At 59.7% G+C, this 19,991-nt stretch carries 16 protein-coding genes; 11 read left to right on the top strand and 5 right to left on the bottom strand.

Annotation, left to right across the window (positions count from 1 at the left end):
* Window positions 1-62: 62 nt before the first annotated feature.
* From cueR to IBX59_RS02160, 5 genes are all read right to left on the bottom strand, one after another.
* Window positions 63-449 carry a Cu(I)-responsive transcriptional regulator gene (gene cueR, locus IBX59_RS02180; RefSeq protein ID WP_296371935.1) on the bottom strand — a complete coding sequence of 129 codons (387 nt, stop codon included), beginning with the start codon at window positions 447-449 and terminating at the stop codon, window positions 63-65.
* Window positions 446-2,872, bottom strand: a complete 2,427-nt coding sequence (locus tag IBX59_RS02175; RefSeq protein WP_296371933.1) for a heavy metal translocating P-type ATPase — start codon at window positions 2,870-2,872, stop codon at window positions 446-448. The genes cueR and IBX59_RS02175 overlap by 4 nt, the downstream gene beginning before the upstream one ends.
* A gap of 84 nt (window positions 2,873-2,956) precedes the next feature.
* A complete protein-coding gene (locus IBX59_RS02170) occupies window positions 2,957-4,291 on the bottom strand; it encodes an ABC transporter permease subunit (RefSeq protein ID WP_296371931.1) in 1,335 nt (444 codons plus the stop codon).
* On the bottom strand, window positions 4,291-5,094 hold the full coding sequence (locus tag IBX59_RS02165; protein WP_296371929.1) for a taurine ABC transporter ATP-binding protein: 804 nt from the start codon (window positions 5,092-5,094) through the stop codon (window positions 4,291-4,293). Before IBX59_RS02165 ends, IBX59_RS02170 begins: the two co-directional genes overlap by 1 nt.
* A gap of 97 nt (window positions 5,095-5,191) precedes the next feature.
* On the bottom strand, window positions 5,192-6,193 hold the full coding sequence (locus IBX59_RS02160) for an ABC transporter substrate-binding protein (protein WP_296371926.1): 1,002 nt from the start codon (window positions 6,191-6,193) through the stop codon (window positions 5,192-5,194).
* A gap of 484 nt (window positions 6,194-6,677) precedes the next feature.
* On the opposite strand from IBX59_RS02160, the gene IBX59_RS02155 reads away from it, so the two are divergent.
* The 11 genes from IBX59_RS02155 to IBX59_RS02105 form a co-directional block, all read left to right on the top strand.
* Window positions 6,678-8,060, top strand: a complete 1,383-nt coding sequence (locus tag IBX59_RS02155) for an aminotransferase class III-fold pyridoxal phosphate-dependent enzyme (protein WP_296371924.1) — start codon at window positions 6,678-6,680, stop codon at window positions 8,058-8,060.
* A 134-nt stretch (window positions 8,061-8,194) separates the two neighbouring features.
* Window positions 8,195-9,166 (top strand): magnesium/cobalt transporter CorA, encoded by a 972-nt coding sequence (corA, locus tag IBX59_RS02150; RefSeq protein ID WP_296371922.1) that lies wholly within the window; start codon window positions 8,195-8,197, stop codon window positions 9,164-9,166.
* Between the two features lie 85 nt (window positions 9,167-9,251).
* Complete coding sequence (locus tag IBX59_RS02145; protein ID WP_296371921.1) at window positions 9,252-10,751, top strand: PLP-dependent aminotransferase family protein; 1,500 nt, start codon at window positions 9,252-9,254, stop codon at window positions 10,749-10,751.
* A gap of 87 nt (window positions 10,752-10,838) precedes the next feature.
* On the top strand, window positions 10,839-12,611 hold the full coding sequence (gene xsc, locus IBX59_RS02140) for a sulfoacetaldehyde acetyltransferase (RefSeq protein ID WP_296371919.1): 1,773 nt from the start codon (window positions 10,839-10,841) through the stop codon (window positions 12,609-12,611).
* Window positions 12,608-13,360: a TSUP family transporter gene (locus tag IBX59_RS02135; protein WP_296372133.1), complete on the top strand. Its 753-nt coding sequence runs from the start codon at window positions 12,608-12,610 to the stop codon at window positions 13,358-13,360. Before xsc ends, IBX59_RS02135 begins: the two co-directional genes overlap by 4 nt.
* 1 nt (window position 13,361) lies before the next feature.
* The gene (locus IBX59_RS02130; protein ID WP_296371918.1) at window positions 13,362-14,297 is read left to right on the top strand and encodes a phosphate acyltransferase; all 936 of its coding nucleotides are present in this window, start codon (window positions 13,362-13,364) and stop codon (window positions 14,295-14,297) included.
* 13 nt (window positions 14,298-14,310) lie between these two features.
* Window positions 14,311-15,375 (top strand): acetate kinase, encoded by a 1,065-nt coding sequence (locus IBX59_RS02125; protein WP_296371916.1) that lies wholly within the window; start codon window positions 14,311-14,313, stop codon window positions 15,373-15,375.
* 52 nt (window positions 15,376-15,427) lie between these two features.
* Window positions 15,428-18,253, top strand: coding sequence for a molybdopterin oxidoreductase family protein (locus IBX59_RS02120; RefSeq protein ID WP_296371914.1), 2,826 nt, complete (start codon window positions 15,428-15,430; stop codon window positions 18,251-18,253).
* Window positions 18,250-18,399, top strand: coding sequence for a hypothetical protein (locus IBX59_RS02115; protein WP_296371912.1), 150 nt, complete (start codon window positions 18,250-18,252; stop codon window positions 18,397-18,399). Before IBX59_RS02120 ends, IBX59_RS02115 begins: the two co-directional genes overlap by 4 nt.
* On the top strand, window positions 18,396-19,157 hold the full coding sequence (locus IBX59_RS02110; RefSeq protein ID WP_296371910.1) for a 4Fe-4S dicluster domain-containing protein: 762 nt from the start codon (window positions 18,396-18,398) through the stop codon (window positions 19,155-19,157). Before IBX59_RS02115 ends, IBX59_RS02110 begins: the two co-directional genes overlap by 4 nt.
* Before the next feature lie 37 nt (window positions 19,158-19,194).
* Window positions 19,195-19,991 (top strand): DmsC/YnfH family molybdoenzyme membrane anchor subunit (locus tag IBX59_RS02105; RefSeq protein ID WP_296371908.1); only part of this gene is annotated, 797 nt, incomplete at its 3' end.

The following is a 19,991-nucleotide window of genomic DNA, read 5'->3' as shown; positions in this document are numbered from 1 at the left end:
GATAGCCTGAAACACCGCGTCATCTTTTACCGGAACAACAAGCAAAGACAGCACAGCGCGTTCTACGCACCCTCTAATCCTTTCAGGATCGGACAATCGGGGCGGTTGTCACCGGCGCAGTCGCGCACCAGTTCCGACAGTGTATCACGCATCGCTGTCAGTCCGGTGATTTTTTCTTCGATCTCGGATAAATGTTCATTGGCAATCGCACGCACATCAGCGCTGGCGCGGCTGCGATCCTCCCATAGGGCCAGCAGGTTGCGGCAATCCTCGATCGAAAAACCCAGCGCCCGCGCCCGCGCCAGAAACGCCAGTTTATGCGCGTCTGTCCGGGCAAACACGCGGTAACCGTTCGCCTCGCGTTTCGGCGTAATCAGACCGATATCTTCGTAATAACGGATCGTCTTGGCGGGCAGCCCTGTCTGCGCGGCAACTTCCCCGATGTTCATGATAATGTTCCTTTCACCCAACGCAGGCGCAGCGCGTTCGAAACCACCAGCACACTGGACAACGCCATCGCGCCTGCCGCCAGCGCAGGTGACAACAGAACACCCCAGACCGGGAAAAGCACCCCCGCCGCCACCGGCACCAGCAACACGTTATACCCGAAAGCCCAAACAAGATTTTCACGGATATTCCGCATGGTCGCGCGGCTGACCGTGATGCCGTTCAGCACACCCACAGGATCGCCCGACATCAGCACCACATCGGCGCTTTCGACCGCAACATCGGTGCCGGTGCCAATCGCAACCCCCACATCAGCCGCCGCCAGCGCAGGCGCATCATTGATCCCGTCACCGACAAAGGCGACCCTGGAGCCATCCGCCTGCAAGGCCCGGATCGCATCGACCTTGCCCTTGGGCAGAACATCGGCAATTACATCCGACACGCCCAGTTCCGCACCAATAGCCGCCCCTGTGCGCGCGGCGTCGCCGGTAATCATCACCACCCGCAATCCACGCGCCGTCAGCGCGGCAACCGTCGCCTTGGCGGTGGGGCGGGCCTGATCGGCCACGGCGATAACACCGGCCGGTTTGCCATCGATCGCGACCATGATGGCGGTCTTGCCCGCTTGCGCCAAGGTCGCGGCCTGATCAACCAGCGGTGCGGGATCAACCCCTTCCTTTTCCAGCAAACGCGCCGCGCCCACCAGCACGCGGCGACCATCCACATCGCCCGTCAGGCCGTGCCCTGTGACAGCGGCAAAGCCGGATACCTGCGGCAGGGGTCGTTCTGCAGCCGACACGATCGCATGCGCCAGCGGGTGTTCCGACAACGATTCGACCGCGGCGACATTGCGCAGCAGCGCATCGCGGCCGCCATCCAGCGCGATGACATCGGTCAGCACCGGCCTGCCCCGCGTCAGTGTGCCGGTCTTGTCAAAGGCCACCACATCAACGCCCTGCAACGCCTGCAACGCATCCCCCTGCCGGAACAGCACCCCCAGATCGGCGGCACGCCCGGTGCCAACCATGATGGATGTGGGCGTCGCCAGCCCCATCGCACAGGGGCAGGCGATGATCAGCACAGACACGCCAGCGACCAGCGCATAAGACAGCACCGGCGATGGGCCGAACACCAGCCAGACCAGCACCGTCAGCGTGGCAATCACCATAACGGCAGGCACGAACCACGCAGTGATCCGGTTCACCAGTTCCTGCACCGGCAGGCGTGCGCCTTGGGCGTCTTCGACCATGGCGATGATCCGCGCCAGCATGGTGTCGGCCCCCACCGCCGTGGCGCGCATCTGCAACGCGCCATTGCCGTTGACCGTGCCGCCGGTCAGCGTATCACCCTTGGTCTTTTCCACCGGCACGGGTTCGCCGGTGATCATGCTTTCATCAACGAACGATGTGCCGTCCCGGATCACCCCGTCGGTAGCAACGCGTTCACCCGGGCGCACCAGCAGGATATCGCCGCGCTTGACCTCGGATATCGGGGTTTCCACTTGCGTCCCATCGCGCAAGACGGTCGCCGTGGCGGGGCGCAGCCCGATCAGCCGCTTGATCGCCGCCCCCGTCTGGCCCTTGGCTCGCGCCTCGAGCCAGCGACCCAGCAGGATAAGCGTCACAATCACCGCTGCCGCCTCGAAATACACAACACGGGTGCCTTCGGGCAACAGCGCCGGTGCGAACAGTGCGACGGTCGAAAACGTCCAGGCGGCCCCTGTGCCCAGCAGCACAAGTGAATTCATATCAGGCGCCATACGCAACAGCGCCGGGCCACCCTTGGTAAAAAATCCACGGCCCGGCACCGCCAGCACGATAGTGGTCAGAACGAACTGGATCATCCAGCTGGTGGTCATGCCGATTGTGTTAGCAATGAAATGATGCGCAGCGGGGAAGACATGCCCGCCCATTTCCAAAACAAAGACCGGCAGGGTCAGCACTGCGGCCAACAGGAAATGCCTGAAATATGTCTGCGCCTCTGCGGCGCGGCGGTCGTCGGTCCGGTCTTCGGCATCGATCGGCGTGGCATCATAGCCGACGGCAGACGTCGCCTTTTGCAAAACATCCACATCCGTCAGCGTCGTGACCGTTGCTGTGCCTTCGGCAAGGTTCACCGTCGCAGACAGCACCCCCGGAACGTCCCGCAGCGCGGATTCGACCCTGCCCACACAAGAGGCGCAGGTCATCCCGTCAATCGCCAAACGCAGCTTGCGCGGCAACGCAGGGTATCCCGCCGCCTTTAGTGCGCCGGCAACCGCCTGTGCCGCCTTGGCGTTATCCACCTGCACTCGGGCCGACGCATCGGCCAGATTGACCTGCGCATTTTCCACGCCCGACACCGATCTGATCGCCTTTTCAGCCCGGCTGACGCAGCCCGCGCAGGACATGCCATCGATACCAAACCTGATTTCTGCCGTAGACATAACAAAACCTTCCCATGCTTTGGCACCTCACATAAGGGTTCCAGTCATGGGAAGGTCAAGTTATGTTTTCAGTTTTTCCGCAAATCAGCCCTTGCCTTTCCAAGGCACAAGAATCCGTTCTGCCCAGCGCATCAGCATGTCGATGGAAAAGCCGATGATCCCGATCAGAATGATCCCCATCAGCACGATGTCCGTGCTTTGGAATTTCGACGCAACCATGATCATCATACCGGCCCCTTTTTCCGCCGCGACCAGTTCGGCGGCCACTACGGTGCCCCAGCACACACCCATGGCGACACGCGCACCGGTGAAGATTTCGGGCAGGGAATTGGGCATGATCACATGGCGCATGATCTGCCATTTCGACGCCCCAAGGCTATAGGCCGCATGCACCTTGGATATGCGCACACCCGACACGCCCGACCGCGCGGCAATCGCCATGATCCACAACGCAGCAAGGAACAACAGAATGATCTTGCCGGTTTCACCGATCCCCGCCCAGATGATCACCAGCGGGATCAGCGCCAGCGGCGGCACGGGGCGCATGAATTCGACAATCGGGTCGAACCAGCCGCGAAACCAGTTCGACAGGCCCATAGCATAGCCCAGCGGGATCCCCACCAGCGCGCCCAGCGCAAAGCCAACGATCACCCGAAACAGCGAATAGCCCAGATGTTCGGCCAGCGTCGAATTGCGATACCCCGTCGTCGCGATTTCGCCCAGCCGGGTCCAGACGGCCTCGGGGGCGGGCAGCCAGATCGGTTCCATCTGCATGCCTGTGTCGGGAATGATGTTCAGCGTGCCCTTGTCAGACATGGCGACGCGCCCGAATTCAATCGCTACACTTTGGCCCGGTGCGATGGGCTGGCTGTTGATGGCGGTGATGAAGGTATCATCATCACGGCCCATTTCATCATTTTGGTCCACCCGCAAAAGCTGGCTGCGGTATACCGCAATGGCGGTGGAATCGTTTTTGGCAATCCCCGGACCCGGTTCAACCTCTGGCGCATCGGCCGGCTGGCCTGTGGGATGCACGACAACGCTGACGGTCGCGTCATCTGACTGCCCGTCCGGCGTGGTGATTGTATATGTAAAAGAACCTTCACCAATAAATGGCCCCGGTGCGTGCAGGAAGCCGGGCAGCAGTTTTGATCCGGTAAACGCCGCCCAAAGCAGAAAGATCAGCACGACCGAAACGACCGATGCCACCGTGTTCGAACTGACCGCGCTTTCATCCCCGAACGTTACGGTTTTCAATGAACTATAGTCATGTTTCGGCGTGAGCAGCCGCTTGATCCCGCTCCAGATCACCATCGTCAGCAGGATCAGCAGCACATAACCAATGATATAGGGGGCCGCTGACACCAGCGTCATCAATACCGCCCAAAGTTCGCCCCAAAGATCGCCCAGCAGTCCCATTACGCGTCCTCTGTCCGGCCCATGATTTCCTCTTCCATGTCCCAGATCATGCTTAATATCTCCTCGCGGGTGGTGCCAAAATCAGGGTGTTTCTTGACCTCGCGCAGGTCTTGCCCCACGCCCATTTCTGCGAATGGCAGGCGATATTCCTTGTGGATGCGACCGGGGCGCGGGGCCATGACGATCAGGCGTTCGCCCAGCAACAACGCCTCTTCCACGGAATGGGTGATCAGGATGATCGTCTTGCCGGTTTCCTTCCACAGTTTCAGGACCAGTCCCTGCATCTTTTCGCGCGTCAGCGCATCCAGCGCACCCAGCGGTTCATCCATCAGGATCACATCGGGTTCATTGGCCAGACAACGCGCCAGTGCCACGCGCTGCTGCATGCCGCCCGACAATTCATAAACCGCCTTTTCCTTGAAATCCTGCAAACCGACGACATCCAGCAGATGATCGACAATCCTGGCCTTTTCAGCCTTGGGCATGCCTTTCATCGACGGGCCAAAGCCCACATTCTCGCGCACGCTCATCCACTCGAACAGCGCGCCTTGCTGGAATACCATGCCGCGTTCCGGGCCGGGGCCATAGACGGGTTTGCCGTTCAGAACGATGCGCCCTGCGGTGGGGGCCAGAAACCCCGCCACGATATTCAGCAACGTCGTCTTGCCACAGCCCGACGGCCCCAGCACAGACAGCAATTCCCCCGCTTTCAGGTCAAGCGACACATCCTGCAAGGCCTGCACCGATGACCCGTTGGGCAAATCGAACCGCATGGAGAGTTTGTCTATTTGAAGTCCTGACATGTTCTGCCCCCAATCATTTTCACAGCGGCGAGGCCAACGCCGCGCCGATCTGAAAATGATTGGGCCGGTGCGCGCGCGCACCAGCCCATCATGGGGCTTACATATCGGCGGCTGCTTGCAACGGCCCCGTGTTCACGGCACCTTCATAGCTGCCAAGCACGCTCGGGATCGACCCCGAGTCAACAAAGACCTGTGCCACACCCTGCATGAATGTCGCCGCATTGCCGCCCAGCCAGCCTTGGCTCAGCTGTTCTTCGATGCTGGGGAAGGTGAAGGTAGCCATGAAGTCACGCACGGCCTGTTCGTCCATGCCGCTGTCCTGCGCGATCACGGGGATCATTTCTTCGACCATCGAACCATCGTTCCAACCGGCGTTCGCTTTGGCTGTGACAGCCAGAAACTTGGCCACCAGATCAGGGTTTTCGGCCACAAAAGACGCCGGTGCCGATGTTACGTCGAACACCAGAATGCCCAGTTCCGTTTTTTCAGCGCCGGTCAGCAGGACGTTGCCATATTCCATCGCCGTGCGCAGAGACCCCCCGAAACCGCACATCATATCAACAGACCCTTGCGCCAATGCTGCGGCCCCTTCGGGCGGCGCCATGTCAACGACTTCTATGCTGGCAATGTCGACGCCAAAGTGTTCCATCTGCTTGAGGAAACCATAGTGCGCGGCGGTGCCAAGCGGCACAGCGGCCTTTTTGCCGGCCAGTTCATCTGCTGAATCCTTGTCGACCTCAAGGATGCTGGCCACAACGCAGTTGTCATTTTCGGCATAGCTGACGGCAACATCAAGCACCTGCAAATCCTGTCCCGCGCTTGCCGCGATCACGAAAGGCGGCACACCCTGGCTGACCGCGATCTGCACATCGCCCGAGGCCATCGCCGCCGACATCGCGGTGCCGGTGTCAAAGCTGACCCAGTTGACGGTGACGCCCAGTTCTTCGTCATAGGTGCCGTTTTCCTTGGCATATTGGAACGGCATCGGCCATTCGAGGAAATAAGCCACCGTGATTTCACCATGCCCACCGGCAAAGGTCTGGGTCGCGCCGGTCATCAGCGCAACGCCAGCAACGGCGCTCAGCAGTGTTTTTTTCATATGCATTCAATTAACTCCCGTTTTATGCCCCTTTTCGGGGCGAAATTGCGAACGGTGTTTGCACCGCTTCGATTTTTTCAGCTGACCATGATTTCCGGCAGGATGATACCTCAATCAAGTGCAACGCGATACAGGTGGTGAACGTTTCACCGTTGCTTTCTTGCAGGGCACCCGCCACCGCAAGAACAGCTGATTCAAAGCGAAATGAATTACCGCCGTTGCGTCAATGATAACGGTTATAGCGCCAACCGCTGAATTTTGCGGCACCCGGCACAAAAATTTATATTTTTTTGATATTTATTAATGCTTTAGTAGCCTTAAAGTAGCGTTGATTCCTTGCCCTTTCTCAAAAACTGGCACTATTCATGCGACAACACTGGCCCTATTCGACGGGCATATCCTGTAGGCACTGTGTTGAATAACTTGGCAGGTTGCGAACTGGATTCGCCCTGACACTTTTCCTTGGCACGATGGAGTAGCGGACATGGACCTGCATTCTTATACCAACGATCCCGATCAGGTTGTCGAGGCGGACCGCGCCCATGTGTGGCATCACCTGTCGCAGCACAAACCTTATGAAACCATTGACCCGCGCATCATCGTCGAAGGGCGCGGCCTGCGGGTCTGGGACATCAAGGGCAAGGAACATATCGACGGCGTGTCCGGCGGTGTCTGGACGGTGAACGTCGGCTATGGCCGCGAACGGATCAGCAAAGCCGTCGCTGACCAGCTGACCAAGATGTGTTTCTTTGGCGGCATGGCGGGCACGATCCCCGGTGCGCAGTTTTCCGAAATGCTGACCGACAAGATGCCGGGGCTTGACCGGGTCTATTACGCCAACTCGGGGTCAGAGGCGAACGAGAAGGGCTTTAAAATGGTCCGCCAGATCAGCCACAAGCATCATGGCGGCAAGAAAAGCAAGATCCTGTTCCGCGAACGCGATTATCATGGCACCACCATTTCTGCCTTGTCCGCCAGCGGTCAGGAAGAACGCGCCGCGCAATACGGCCCCTTTACGCCCGGTTTCGTGCAGGTGCCGCATTGCCTTGAATACCGCTCGCAAGATGGCACCGTGGGCGAAGAATATGCCGCCAAGGCCGCACAGGCGATCGAGGATGTGATCCTGCGCGAAGGCCCCGACACCATCGGGTCGCTGTGTCTGGAACCGATCACCGCCGGTGGTGGCATCATCGTGCCGCCCAAAGGGTATTGGGACCGCGTTCAAGAGCTTTGCCGCAAATACGAGATTTTGCTGCATATAGACGAGGTTGTTTGCGGTCTTGGCCGCACCGGCACATGGTTTGGGTATCAGCAATTCGGCGTGCAGCCCGACATCGTGACAATGGCCAAGGGCGTGGCGTCCGGCTATGCCGCGATTTCGTGCTGTGTGACCACTAATGCCGTGTTCGAAATGTTCAAGGACGACTCCGATCACCTGAGCTATTTCCGCGATATTTCCACCTTTGGCGGCTGCACCGCCGGGCCGGCGGCCGCCATCGAAAACATGCGCATTCTGGAAGAGGAAAACCTGCTGGCCAATTCCACCAACATGGGTGTGCATCTGAAGGACAATCTGCACGACCTGATGGACAAACACCGCTGGATAGGCGACGTGCGCGGCATGGGCCTGTTCGCCGGCGCCGAACTGGTGCTTGACCGCGAGACAAAGGAACCGGTGCCGGAAAAACAGGTGGCCGCGATCGTGGCGGACTGCATGGCGCAGGGTGTGATCATCGGCGCAACGAACCGGTCGCTGCCCGGCTATAACAACACACTGCTGTTCGCGCCGCCCCTGATCGCAACCAAGGATGATCTGAACCAGATCACCGATGCTGTGGATCAGGCGATCACCCGCGTTTTGGGATAAAAGACAAGGACCGGGCTGTTTGGTCCGGTCGGCCAAGCTGCACATCGTTCCTGTTGGATCATCGGCCAAATCCGGGTTAATCAAAACCCAGATGCGATGCGCCTGCGCACACCGCAAAACCCGAAAGAACGATCATGATAAGATCATTTGCGGCCAATGCCGGACGATTGCAACCGTTTGAGGATGGCACTGGCGCCGTGGCGCAGGCCGTCTGGGTTGACCTGATGACCCCGACCCCCGCAGAAGAAGCGGAACTGGAACGGACACTGGCCGTCAACATCCCCACCAAGGAAGAGATGGAAGAGATCGAAATCTCTTCGCGGCTTTTTACCGAAGACGGGTCGGCCTATATGACGGCGATCTTGCCAGCCAATGCCGACGGTGACGATTTCGAAATGTATCCCGTCACATTCGTGCTGACCCCGACGCATCTGATCACCGTGCGCTACCACGAACCGCGCGCATTTCGCACCTTTCCGATCCGCGCGCAAAAAATTGCGATGGGCTGCGAAACCGCCGAAGGCGTGCTGATTGCCTTGCTGGAAGCCGTGGTAGACCGCCTTGCCGACATCCTCGAACGGGCCGGACGCGACATAGATGCCATTTCCCGCAGTATCTTTCGCAAGAACAGCGGCAAATCCGCGAAAAGCGCCGACCTTCAGAACACGATCGAGGCGATAGGCCGCAAGGGTGATCTGACCTCGAATATCCGTGACAGCCTTGTCACGATGGAGCGTCTGGCGGGGTTTCTGACGCAGGTGACACAGCAAAGGAAACGCGCCAAGGATACGCCCGAACGGATCAAGACCCTGTCGCGCGACGTCCGTTCGCTAGAGGATCATGCTGGGTTTCTATCGCAAAAGATCACCTTTTTGCTGGATGCCACGCTGGGCATGATCAACATAGAACAGAACGCGATCATCAAGATCTTCTCGGTTGCGGCGGTCGTATTTTTGCCACCGACGCTGATTGCATCCATCTATGGAATGAACTTTGCGCATATGCCGGAATTGCAGTGGCCTTTGGGGTATCCCTTTGCACTGGGCATCATGCTGCTGTCGGCCATCCTGCCCTATCTGTTTTTCAAGTATCGCGGCTGGCTTTAGGCACTGGCCGGTCAATCAGCCGCTTGCAACGCGGGGTGTAAAGCTGCTCTTATAAGGCCAGTGCAGCCCAAATATCAGGCCAGTTATGTCAATTTCTGTCGAAACCTTCTTTCTTGATCCCGCAGGCGAAGGCACGCTGCAATCGCGTATCCAGCAAATGGTGGCGCAAGGCATTCTGGCGGGTCGGTTCCGGCCCGGTGAACGGCTGCCATCCTCGCGGAAGATGGCGCAGCACCTTAGCGTCAGCCGGATCACCGTAACGCTGGCCTATACCGAACTGGTGGCCGATGATTACCTGACGGCGCGGGGGCGGTCAGGGTATTTCGTATCCGAAAACGCGCCCGAACCCCCTGCCTTTCCGGCAAGACGGTCTGACCATGGCACGGTGGACTGGACCCGCGCCATCGCACAGCGTTTCACCCCCGGCCTCAGTCTTGACAAACCCGCCGACTGGGCAAGCTATCGCTATCCTTTTATCTATGGGCAGGCCGACAAAACATTGTTTGACAGTGCCAATTGGCGGCTTTGCGCCTTGCAAGCCTTGGGTATGCGGGATTTTACCGCGCTGACGTCGGATTATTTCGACGGGGATGACCCGATGCTGGTTGATTTCATCGCCCGCCAAGCCCTGCCGCGCAGGGGTATTTTGGCCAGCGCAGATGAAATCCTTGTCACCATGGGTGCGCAAAATGCGCTTTGGCTGTCTGCGCAAGTCCTGCTGAACAGCCGCCGCCACGCGACGATCGAAGACCCCTGCTATCCCGCCCTGCGCACCATCCTGACGCAATCGCGCTGCCATTTCACTGCTGTTGCCGTAGATGCCGACGGCCTGCCGCCCGACCAGTTGCCCGATGATACTGATGTGGTTTTTTGCACACCCAGCCATCAATGCCCCACAACGACGACGATGCCCATGAGCCGCCGCAAGGCCCTGCTGGCCAAAGCCCAGGAAAAGGATTTTGTCATCGTCGAAGATGATTACGAATTCGAGATGTCTTTCCTGAAGTCGCCCACACCATCGCTCAAGTCTCTGGATCGGAACGGGCGGGTCGTCTATGTGGGATCATTTTCCAAATCATTGTTTCCGGGGCTGCGGCTGGGGTATCTTGTCGGCCCTGCACCCTTCATCCGCGAAGCCCGCGCGCTGCGCGCCACGGTGCTGCGGCACCCGCCCGGGCATATCCAGCGAACGGCAAGTTATTACCTGTCGATGGGCCATTATGATGCGCTGGTCCGCCGGACAAGTAAGGCCTATCACGAACGGCGCCAGATCATGCTGGCAGCTTTGGCCAAACACCGGCTAACCCTTGCTGGACAAGGGACATATGGCGGGTCATCGGTTTGGTTGCGCGCCCCTGACGGGATCGACACAACCGTGCTGGCCGGCCAGTTGCGCAAGGACGGCGTGCTGATCGAACCCGGGGTGCCGTTCTTTTCAGGGCCAACGCCGCCAACCGAATATTTTCGCCTTGCCTATTCATCGCTGCCGCCAGAACGGATTGGCCCCGGCGTTGCGCTGATCGCCGCAGGGTTGACCAATTACCACAGCAATCTGGCGCTAATGCAGAGGGGCAACTGGCCCTAACCGAAAGCCCTTACAAAATCTAGGGTCACAGCGTGAGGACAGGGCCTTTGGCCGTGCAGCGAATTGATCCAACAGGGGACCCCAATCATGAAAATGACCACCGAAGAAGCTTTTGTCAAAACGCTCCAAGTGCATGGAATCAAACATGCATTCGGGATCATCGGGTCTGCCATGATGCCGATTTCCGACATCTTTCCAACTGCTGGTATCACCTTCTGGGACTGCGCCCACGAAGGCAGCGCCGGCATGATGGCCGATGGTTACACCCGCGCCACCGGCGAAATGGCGATGATGATCGCCCAGAACGGCCCCGGCATCACCAACTTTGTGACTGCTGTCAAAACCGCCTATTGGAACCATACGCCGTTACTTCTGGTCACACCGCAGGCCGCCAACAAGACCATTGGCCAGGGTGGTTTTCAGGAAGTCGAACAGATGAAACTGTTCGAAGACATGGTTGCCTATCAGGAAGAGGTCCGCGACCCGTCCCGCATGGCCGAGGTGCTGACCCGTGTCATCGCCAAGGCAAAACGCCTGTCAGGCCCCGCCCAGATCAACGTTCCCCGCGATTTCTGGACGCAGGTCATCGACATCGAAATCCCCGAGCCCATCGAATTCGAGGTCAGCCCCGGCGGCGAGGCATCCATCGCCAAGGCTGCTGAACTGCTGTCAGAGGCAAAATTCCCCGTCATCCTGAACGGTGCTGGCGTTGTTCTGGCCGAAGGCGGAATTGCTGCATCAAAAGCACTGGCCGAACGGCTGGATGCGCCGGTTTGCGTGGGCTACCAGCACAACGATGCCTTTCCAGGCAGCCACCCGCTGTTTGCCGGACCGCTGGGTTACAACGGGTCCAAGGCCGGGATGGAGCTGATCAGCAAGGCCGATGTCGTGCTGGCGCTTGGCACCCGTCTGAACCCGTTTTCAACCTTGCCGGGCTATGGCATCGACTATTGGCCCACCAATGCAAAGGTGATTCAGGTCGATATCAACCCCGACCGAATTGGCCTGACCAAGAAAGTGACCGTCGGCATTGTCGGTGACGCGGCCAAGGTGGCCAAAGGGATCACCGCACAACTGGCCGACACAGCAGGCGATACCGGCCGCGATGACCGCAAGGCGCTGATTGCACAAACAAAATCGGCATGGGCGCAGGAACTGTCTTCGCTGGATCACGAACAGGATGATCCCGGCACCACATGGAACGAACGCGCGCGTGCGGCCCGCCCCGACTGGCTGTCACCCCGGCAGGCATGGCGCGCGATCCAGGCGGCCATGCCCGAAAACGCGATCATTTCCTCTGACATCGGCAACAATTGCGCCATCGGGAACGCCTATCCGTCTTTTCCGACGGGGCGCAAATATCTGGCCCCCGGCCTGTTCGGCCCCTGCGGTTACGGCCTGCCATCCATCGTCGGTGCCAAGATCGGCCAGCCTGACGTGCCGGTGATCGGCTTTGCCGGTGACGGCGCATTCGGCATCGCGGTGAATGAACTGACGGCGATTGGCCGCGAAGAATGGCCTGCGATCACCCAGATCGTGTTTCGCAACTACCAGTGGGGCGCGGAAAAGCGGAATTCGACCCTATGGTTCGATGACAACTTTGTCGGCACAGAACTGGATATGAAAGTATCCTATGCGGGCATCGCCAATGCCTGTGGGCTGATCGGCGTGCAGGCGCGCACGATGGAAGAACTGACCGCGCTGCTGAATCAGGCGATCAAGGACCAGATGGAAAACAACAAGACCACCCTGATCGAAGTGATCCTGAATCAGGAACTGGGCGAACCCTTCCGCCGCGACGCGATGAAGAAACCCGTGCGCGTGGCCGGTGTTTCGGCCTCTGACATGGCGGCAGAATAGGTTTGCCATTCGATCTTGGCGCCGGCACAGCGGCGGCCCTTGCAATCGCGTTGCTGGGGGCCGCCTTTGTGCGGGGCTATTCGGGTTTCGGGTTTTCTGCAATTTTCATCGCCTTTGCGGCCTTGCTGACGAACCCGTTGCCACTGATACCGGTGATCTTTGCATGCGAAATCATGATGACAGCGTTTCAGGCCCGCGGCATCCGCGCCCATGTGGACTGGCCGCGCGCGCTGGCCTTACTGGCAGGGGCGGCGGTGGCGTTGCCGGTGTCGTTGACGGTGATGATGTCGATCGGGGTAGACAATGCGCGTCTGGCGATTTCGGCCATGGTGGGGATCATGGCGCTGGTGCTGTTGTCAGGCTGGACGCTGAAACAGCGCATCGCAACACGCGGCAATCTTGCGGTTGGCGTGGTGGCAGGGCTGGCCAATGGCGCGGGCGTTGGCGGGTTGCCGGTTGCAGTATCCATGGCGGCACAACCCATTCCAACAAACGTGTTCCGCGCCACGATGATCGTGTTTCTGACCGGCATCGACATCATGAGCTTTCCAATCCTGTGGCGCGGCGGTTTGGTGACCGGCGACACGTTCATCGGGTTGCTGTTGGCCTTTCCGATTCTCTGGGTCGGGGTCATGTTGGGCGGGCGACAGTTTTTGTCTGCCTCCCCTTCGACATTCCGGCAATTTGCTGTGATGCTGCTTCTGACACTGTCCATCATCGGGCTGTTGCGCACATTTGTAGGGTTTTGATATGACATCACCTTTTCTGTCTACCCGTCACGCCGAAATTCCACAGGACCTGCTGGCGCGCGCCCAGCGCTTTGCCCCGCCACGCGTTGCGATTGCCCGCGCGGGTGCGGCACTGCCGATGCAAGCCGCACAAGAGGCGACGCAGGCAGGGATCATGCAACCGATTTTCGTGGGCGAGGCCGACCAGATCCAGGCCGAGGCCGCAAATCTGGGCTGGGACATCGCCGCCTATCCCATCCACCAAACCAGCGGCGAACAAGAGGCCGGCCAAACCGCCGCCGCGCTTTGTGGCGCGGGCGCGGCAGATGTGCTGATGAAGGGCCATTTGCACACTGACGTTTTCATGCGCGCCGCCGTCAGCCGCGCTGCGGGTCTGCGCACCGGCCAACGCTTTGTGCATATTTTTCATATCACGCATCCCGACGGTGGCCGCCCCATTCTGATTTCCGATGCGGCGGTGAATGTGTCCCCCGATATCGCGACACGGAAGGCCGCCATCGTTTCGGTCAAGACACTGTTGAACCAACTGGGCAACGACCACCCCAAAATCGCCATTCTTTCCGCCACAGAAAGCGCGCTGCCCGCTGTGCCAAGTTCCATGGAAGGGGCCGCGCTGGCAGCTTGGGCGCAGGCTGAACTGACAGATGTGCATGTATCGGGGCCGCTGGCCTTTGATCTGATCATGTCGCCGAATGCCGCGGCCACCAAGAACCTGACAGATGATCCCGTGGCAGGCCATGCCGATGCAATCATCGTGCCGGACATCGTATCGGGCAACGCCCTGTTCAAGGCGTTTGTTTACCTCAAGGGCGGCTGTGCGGCCGGGATTGTGACCGGCGGCAAGGTGCCGATCCTGCTGACATCGCGCGCGGACCCGCCTGCGGCGCGCATTGCATCGGCGGCGTTGGCTGCCATCAGTTGCGGGCTGCCGAAATGAAGGTGGGTTGCCCATGATCCTTGTTTTGAACGCCGGTTCGTCGTCGATCAAGGTCGCGGTGTTCGACCGTAACCTGTCGTCGGTGATCCGTGGCGCAGTGACACGAATCGGCAGCGATGGCGAAATGAAACTGGGCGACACCTGCCGCCAGATCACGGCATTGGATCACGCAGATGCCCTTGCGCAGATGTTCGCCGCGCTGGCAGATGCGGGGTATCCTTTGTCATCCTTTACCGCCGCCGCCCACAGGATCGTGCATGGCGGCGCCATTCTGACCAAGCCTGCCCGCGTCACACCACAGGTCATTGCCGCGATTGAAAGCGTGGTGCCCTTGGCCCCGCTGCACAACCCCAATAACCTTGTGGGCATCACCGCGCTACTGGCCGCCGCGCCCGCGCTGCCGCAATATTGCAGCATCGGCACCGCCTTTCACGCCACCAACCCGGCCATTGCCGTGCGCTATGCGATTCCACAGGCAGAACATGACGCAGGCATCCGGCGCTATGGGTTTCACGGCATATCTTACGCCAGTCTGGTCGCGTCCTTTGGTGATGCACTGCCGGCCCGCCTGCTGGCGCTGCATCTGGGCAACGGCGCCAGCCTTTGCGCCATTCACCATGGCAAATCCATCGCCACGTCGATGGGGTATTCGCCGCTGTCGGGGCTGACGATGGGCACCCGTGCTGGCGATATCGACGGGGCCGCCGTGCTGCACATCGCCCGCGAACTGGGGGTCGCTGAAACCGACGAGATGCTGAACAACGAAAGCGGACTCAAGGCGCTGGCAGGTGACAGCGACATGCAGAACCTGCTGGCGCGCGACGATCCCGAGGCACAATTCGCAATCGCGCATTTCTGCTATTGGGCGGCACGGCATGCTGGGTCTGCGATTGTTGCCATGGGCGGGGTTGATGCCGTCGCCTTTACTGGCGGCATCGGTGAAAATGCCGCGCCGATACGCGATGCCATCATGGGGCATCTGGCCTTTCTTGGTGAAATTCCCGTACATGTCGTTCCCACCACCGAAGAAAAACAAATCGCCCGCGATGCGCTGGCTCTGATCGCGGCGGGCCAGTAAATGCACCCTGTCCGTGCCCATATCCGCAAGAAAAGTCTTGAAAGGTCGCCATATGTCTCTTGATCAGCCACAACTCGACACATCGCCTTTTGTGTCCGACGAGGTCCGCAAAACGACCTGTTACATGTGCGCCTGCCGCTGCGGGATCAATGTGCATATGAAGGGCGGAAAAGTTGCCTATATCGAAGGCAACAAGGATCACCCGGTCAATCAGGGTGTACTGTGCGCCAAAGGGTCGGCGGGCATCATGCAGCACAACGCGCCGTCGCGGCTGCGCGCGCCATTGCGGCGCGTCGGCCCGCGCGGGTCGGGAGAATTTAAAGAAATCAGCTGGGAAGAGGCGCTGACGCTGGCGACAGACTGGTTGAAACCGATTCGCGAAAAGCACCCTGAAAAGCTGGCGTTTTTCACTGGGCGTGACCAGTCACAATCCTTTACCAGCTTTTGGGCGCAGGGGTTTGGCACGCCGAACTATGCAGCACACGGCGGGTTCTGTTCGGTCAACATGGCCGCTGCGGGCATCTACACCATGGGCGGGGCATTCTGGGAATTCGGCCAGCCCGACTGGGACCATACCAAACTGTTCATGCTGTTTGGCGTGGCCGAAGACCACGACAGCAACCCCATCAAGATCGGCATCGGCAAGATCAAGGCACGCGGCGCGCGGATGATCGGGGTAAACCCGATCCGCACCGGCTATAACGCCGTGGCAGACGATTGGGTGGGGATCACACCGGGCACCGACGGGCTGTTCATCCTTGCGATGGTGCATTGCCTGATGAAGGCAGGAAAGGTCGATCTGGACTATCTGGCGCGGTTCACCAATGCCGCCGTGCTGGTGAACCAAGATGCAAGCTCTGATCAATTCGGGCTGTTCCTGCGCGATGCAGACGGCCAGCCGCAAGTCATTGACCGGCGCACCGGCAAACTGGCGCCATGGAACGGCCAAGGTGTCGAACCCGATCTGGCGGCCACCCATATGGTCAAGGGCATCACGCACCGGCCCGTGTTTCACCTGATGGCAGATCGTTACCTTTCCGATACATACGCCCCCGAGGCGGTCGCCGAACGCTGTGGTATCCCCGCGAAACGCATTCGCGCCATCGCCGCCGATCTGGCGCGTGTGGCCTTTGACGAAGCCATTGAACTGGACCGCGCATGGACCGATTTCCGCGGTATCAGACATGATAAAATGGTCGGTCGCCCCGTGTCTTTCCACGCCATGCGCGGGATTTCGGCGCATTCCAACGGGTTCCAGACGTGCCGCGCGCTGCACACGCTGCAAATCATCCTTGGCGCTGTCGAAACCCCGGGCGGCATGCGGTTCAAACCGCCCTACCCAAAACCGGCCACTGCCCACCCCAAACCGCATGGCAAGGTCACACCGGGGGCGGCGCTTGATGGCCCGCATCTGGGCTATCCCCACGGGCCAGAGGATTTGTTGCTGGATCCCGACGGCAACCCCACCCGGATCGACAAGGCCTTTAGCTGGGAAAACCCCATGTCGGCGCACGGGCTGATGCATATGGTGATTTCCAATGCCCACGCGGGCGTGCCTTACAAGATCGACACGCTGTTCATGTATATGGCGAACATGTCGTGGAATTCGTCGATGAACGTGGGCGGCGTCCACAAGATGCTGACCGATACCGATGAAAACGGCGATTATGTCATCCCCCGCATCATCTATTCCGATGCCTATTCATCCGAAATGGTCGCCTATGCCGATCTGATCCTGCCCGACACGACCTATCTGGAACGGCACGATTGTATTTCGCTGCTTGACCGTCCGATCTGCGAGGCGGACGGCGTGGCCGACGCGATCCGCTGGCCGGTGGTGGAACCCGACCGCGACGTGCGCGGGTTTCAGTCGGTGCTGTGCGAACTGGGCGCGCGGCTGGGCCTGCCCGGTTTCGTGAACGCGGATGGCAGCCAGAAATATCGCGACTATGCCGATTACATCACCAACCACATCCGCCGTCCCGGCGTTGGCCCACTGGCGGGTTTCCGCAACGCCGACGGGTCAGGCAAGGGCCGTGGCGATGTGAACCCCGACCAATTGCAAAACTATATCGACAACGGCGGTTTCTGGATCGAACACGTGCCGGAAAACGCAGCCTATTACAAACCATTCAGCAACGAATATCAGGCTTGGGCGGTCAAAATGGGGTTCTACGATGTAGAACAGCCCTATATCTTCCAGCTTTATGTCGAACCGTTACGCAAGTTTCAGGCCGCCGCTGAAGGCATCGGCACGCGCCAGCCCCCCGACCACCTGCGCGGGCAGATCAAAAAAACGATGGATCCGCTTCCCATCTGGTATCCGCCATTCGAAGACGGGCACGTAGACCCAGAGGAATACCCGATCCACGCCCTGACACAGCGGCCCATGGCAATGTATCATTCATGGGGCACGCAAAATGCATGGCTGCGGCAGATCCACGGGCATAACCCGCTCTATTTGCCTACAAAGATATGGGCGGCGAACGGCTTTAAGGATGGTGACTGGGCGCGCGTGACATCCGCACATGGGTCGATCACCGTGCCGGTCGCGCATCAGGCGTCACTGAACGAAAGCACCGTCTGGACATGGAACGCCATCGGCAAACGCAAGGGCGCGTGGGCACTGGATGAAAAGGCGCCAGAGGCAACCAAGGGATTCCTGCTGAACCACCTGATCCACGAATTGCTGCCGCCCAGGGGCGACGGGCTGCGCTGGGCCAATTCGGATCCCGTAACAGGGCAAGCCGCGTGGTTCGACCTGCGCGTGAAAATCGAAAAATCCGCCACCCCGAACGAGGCGCAGCCCGTGATGCCTGCGATCAAATCGCCCGTGGCCAAAGGCCCCGACAGCATGACATGGAAGGTGGGCAAATGACCAACCAACAGGTTCTTATGCTGATTGCGGGTTTTGTTTTTCTCACATTCGGCAGTTTCATCTGGTTTATCGCGACATGGGATGCGGACGCGGAACAGTCAATCAGCCAACGCGCACCAATGACGATTGAAAAGGCACTTGCATGACCCAATTACCACCACCTTCCGCCAAGAAACTGGGGCTGGTCATCGACCTTGATACCTGTGTCGGCTGCCACGCCTGCGTGGTGTCCTGCAAAGGCTGGAACACCGAAAACTATGGCGTGCCGCTGTCGGATCAAAACCCCTATGGTGCTGACCCGTCAGGCACATTCCTGAACCGCGTCCACAGCTATGAGGTGCAGCCGGAACAGGGTGCCGCCCAGCTGATCCACTTCCCCAAATCCTGCCTGCATTGCGAAGACGCGCCCTGCGTTACCGTCTGCCCCACTGGCGCCAGCTATAAACGGGTCGAGGACGGGATCGTGCTGGTCAACGAAAGCGACTGCATCGGTTGCGGGCTTTGCGCATGGGCCTGCCCCTATGGCGCGCGCGAACTGGACGCAGCCGCAGGCGTGATGAAGAAATGCACGCTGTGCGTGGACCGCATCTATAACGAAAACCTGCCCGAAGAAGACCGCCAGCCCGCTTGCGTGCGCACCTGCCCTGCCGGTGCGCGGCATTTCGGTGATCTGGGGGATGAAAACAGCGCTGTGTCCAAACTGGTGGCAGACCGCGGCGGGTTTGACCTGATGCCGGAACAAGGCACCAAGCCGGTCAATAAATACCTGCCGCCCCGGCCCAAGGATGTGGAGCCCGAATACGACATTCTTGCGCCCTACCTTGAACCCATCGCACAGGATGGCAAAGGTTTTGCGGCCTGGCTGGACAAAACCCTTTCGGCCCTGCCCGGAGGCACAAAATAATGCATCCTGCAACACACGAACACCAAGGACTGATCTGATGCATCCGGCACCTTCTGTCATCATCTTTACGACCTTCTCGGGCCTAGGTTTTGGCCTGCTGTTCTGGCTTGGCATGGGCGCGATCGTGCCAACGGGGCTGTCGGCCTTTATCTGGTTTGCCATCGCTTATATCGCAGCTGTCGGTGGCTTGCTGGCCTCGACGTTTCACCTTGGGCATCCCGAACGCGCGCACAAGGCGTTCAGCCAATGGAAAACCAGCTGGCTCAGCCGCGAAGCGGTTGCCGCCGTTGTGACCCTGATCACCATGGCGGTTTACGGCGCCGGGCTGGTTTTTGCGCAAACACAGATTGTGGTTTTGGGCTGGATCGGCGCGGTGGGGGCGCTGGCGACGGTTTTCACAACCTCGATGATCTATGCACAGTTGAAAACCGTGCCACGCTGGAAACACTGGACCACGCCCGCGCTGTTCATGTCACTGTCGCTGGGCGGTGGGGCTTTGCTGGCGGGGCAAGTCGCCATCGCACTGCCCCTACTGGCCATTGTCGGCATCCTGCAAATCTATGCATGGGTTTCTGGTGACACGCGGCTGGCACGCTCCGGCACGGATATGGCCAGCGCCACGGGGCTGGGCCATATCGGCAAGGTCCGCGCCTTTGAACCGCCACACACCGGCACCAATTACCTGATGCGCGAATTCATCCATGTGGTCGGGCGCAAGCACGCACAGCAATTGCGGATCATCGCGCTGGGGCTGGCCTTTGTCCTGCCGATCATCCTGCTGGTCTTACCGTTCAATCACATCTTTGCGGGTCTGGCCGTGCTCAGCCACATCGC

It is taken from the genome of Yoonia sp. (assembly GCF_014859355.1).
GTDB lineage: Bacteria > Pseudomonadota > Alphaproteobacteria > Rhodobacterales > Rhodobacteraceae > Yoonia.
This window is presented reverse-complemented; position numbering and strand designations above follow the sequence as displayed.

What these genes read in the sequence shown, in the direction of transcription:
- IBX59_RS02120 (WP_296371914.1), top strand. Translation starts at nt 15,428, where the DNA reads ATGTCTCTTGATCAGCCACAACTCGACACATCGCCTTTTGTGTCCGAC.
- IBX59_RS02115 (WP_296371912.1), top strand. Translation starts at nt 18,250, where the DNA reads ATGACCAACCAACAGGTTCTTATGCTGATTGCGGGTTTTGTTTTTCTC.
- IBX59_RS02110 (WP_296371910.1), top strand. Translation starts at nt 18,396, where the DNA reads ATGACCCAATTACCACCACCTTCCGCCAAGAAACTGGGGCTGGTCATC.
- corA (WP_296371922.1), top strand. Translation starts at nt 8,195, where the DNA reads ATGATAAGATCATTTGCGGCCAATGCCGGACGATTGCAACCGTTTGAG.
- cueR (WP_296371935.1), bottom strand. Translation starts at nt 449, where the DNA reads ATGAACATCGGGGAAGTTGCCGCGCAGACAGGGCTGCCCGCCAAGACG.
- IBX59_RS02130 (WP_296371918.1), top strand. Translation starts at nt 13,362, where the DNA reads ATGACATCACCTTTTCTGTCTACCCGTCACGCCGAAATTCCACAGGAC.
- IBX59_RS02125 (WP_296371916.1), top strand. Translation starts at nt 14,311, where the DNA reads ATGATCCTTGTTTTGAACGCCGGTTCGTCGTCGATCAAGGTCGCGGTG.
- IBX59_RS02165 (WP_296371929.1), bottom strand. Translation starts at nt 5,094, where the DNA reads ATGTCAGGACTTCAAATAGACAAACTCTCCATGCGGTTCGATTTGCCC.
- IBX59_RS02145 (WP_296371921.1), top strand. Translation starts at nt 9,252, where the DNA reads ATGTCAATTTCTGTCGAAACCTTCTTTCTTGATCCCGCAGGCGAAGGC.
- IBX59_RS02170 (WP_296371931.1), bottom strand. Translation starts at nt 4,291, where the DNA reads ATGGGACTGCTGGGCGATCTTTGGGGCGAACTTTGGGCGGTATTGATG.
- IBX59_RS02155 (WP_296371924.1), top strand. Translation starts at nt 6,678, where the DNA reads ATGGACCTGCATTCTTATACCAACGATCCCGATCAGGTTGTCGAGGCG.
- IBX59_RS02160 (WP_296371926.1), bottom strand. Translation starts at nt 6,193, where the DNA reads ATGAAAAAAACACTGCTGAGCGCCGTTGCTGGCGTTGCGCTGATGACC.
- xsc (WP_296371919.1), top strand. Translation starts at nt 10,839, where the DNA reads ATGAAAATGACCACCGAAGAAGCTTTTGTCAAAACGCTCCAAGTGCAT.
- IBX59_RS02175 (WP_296371933.1), bottom strand. Translation starts at nt 2,872, where the DNA reads ATGTCTACGGCAGAAATCAGGTTTGGTATCGATGGCATGTCCTGCGCG.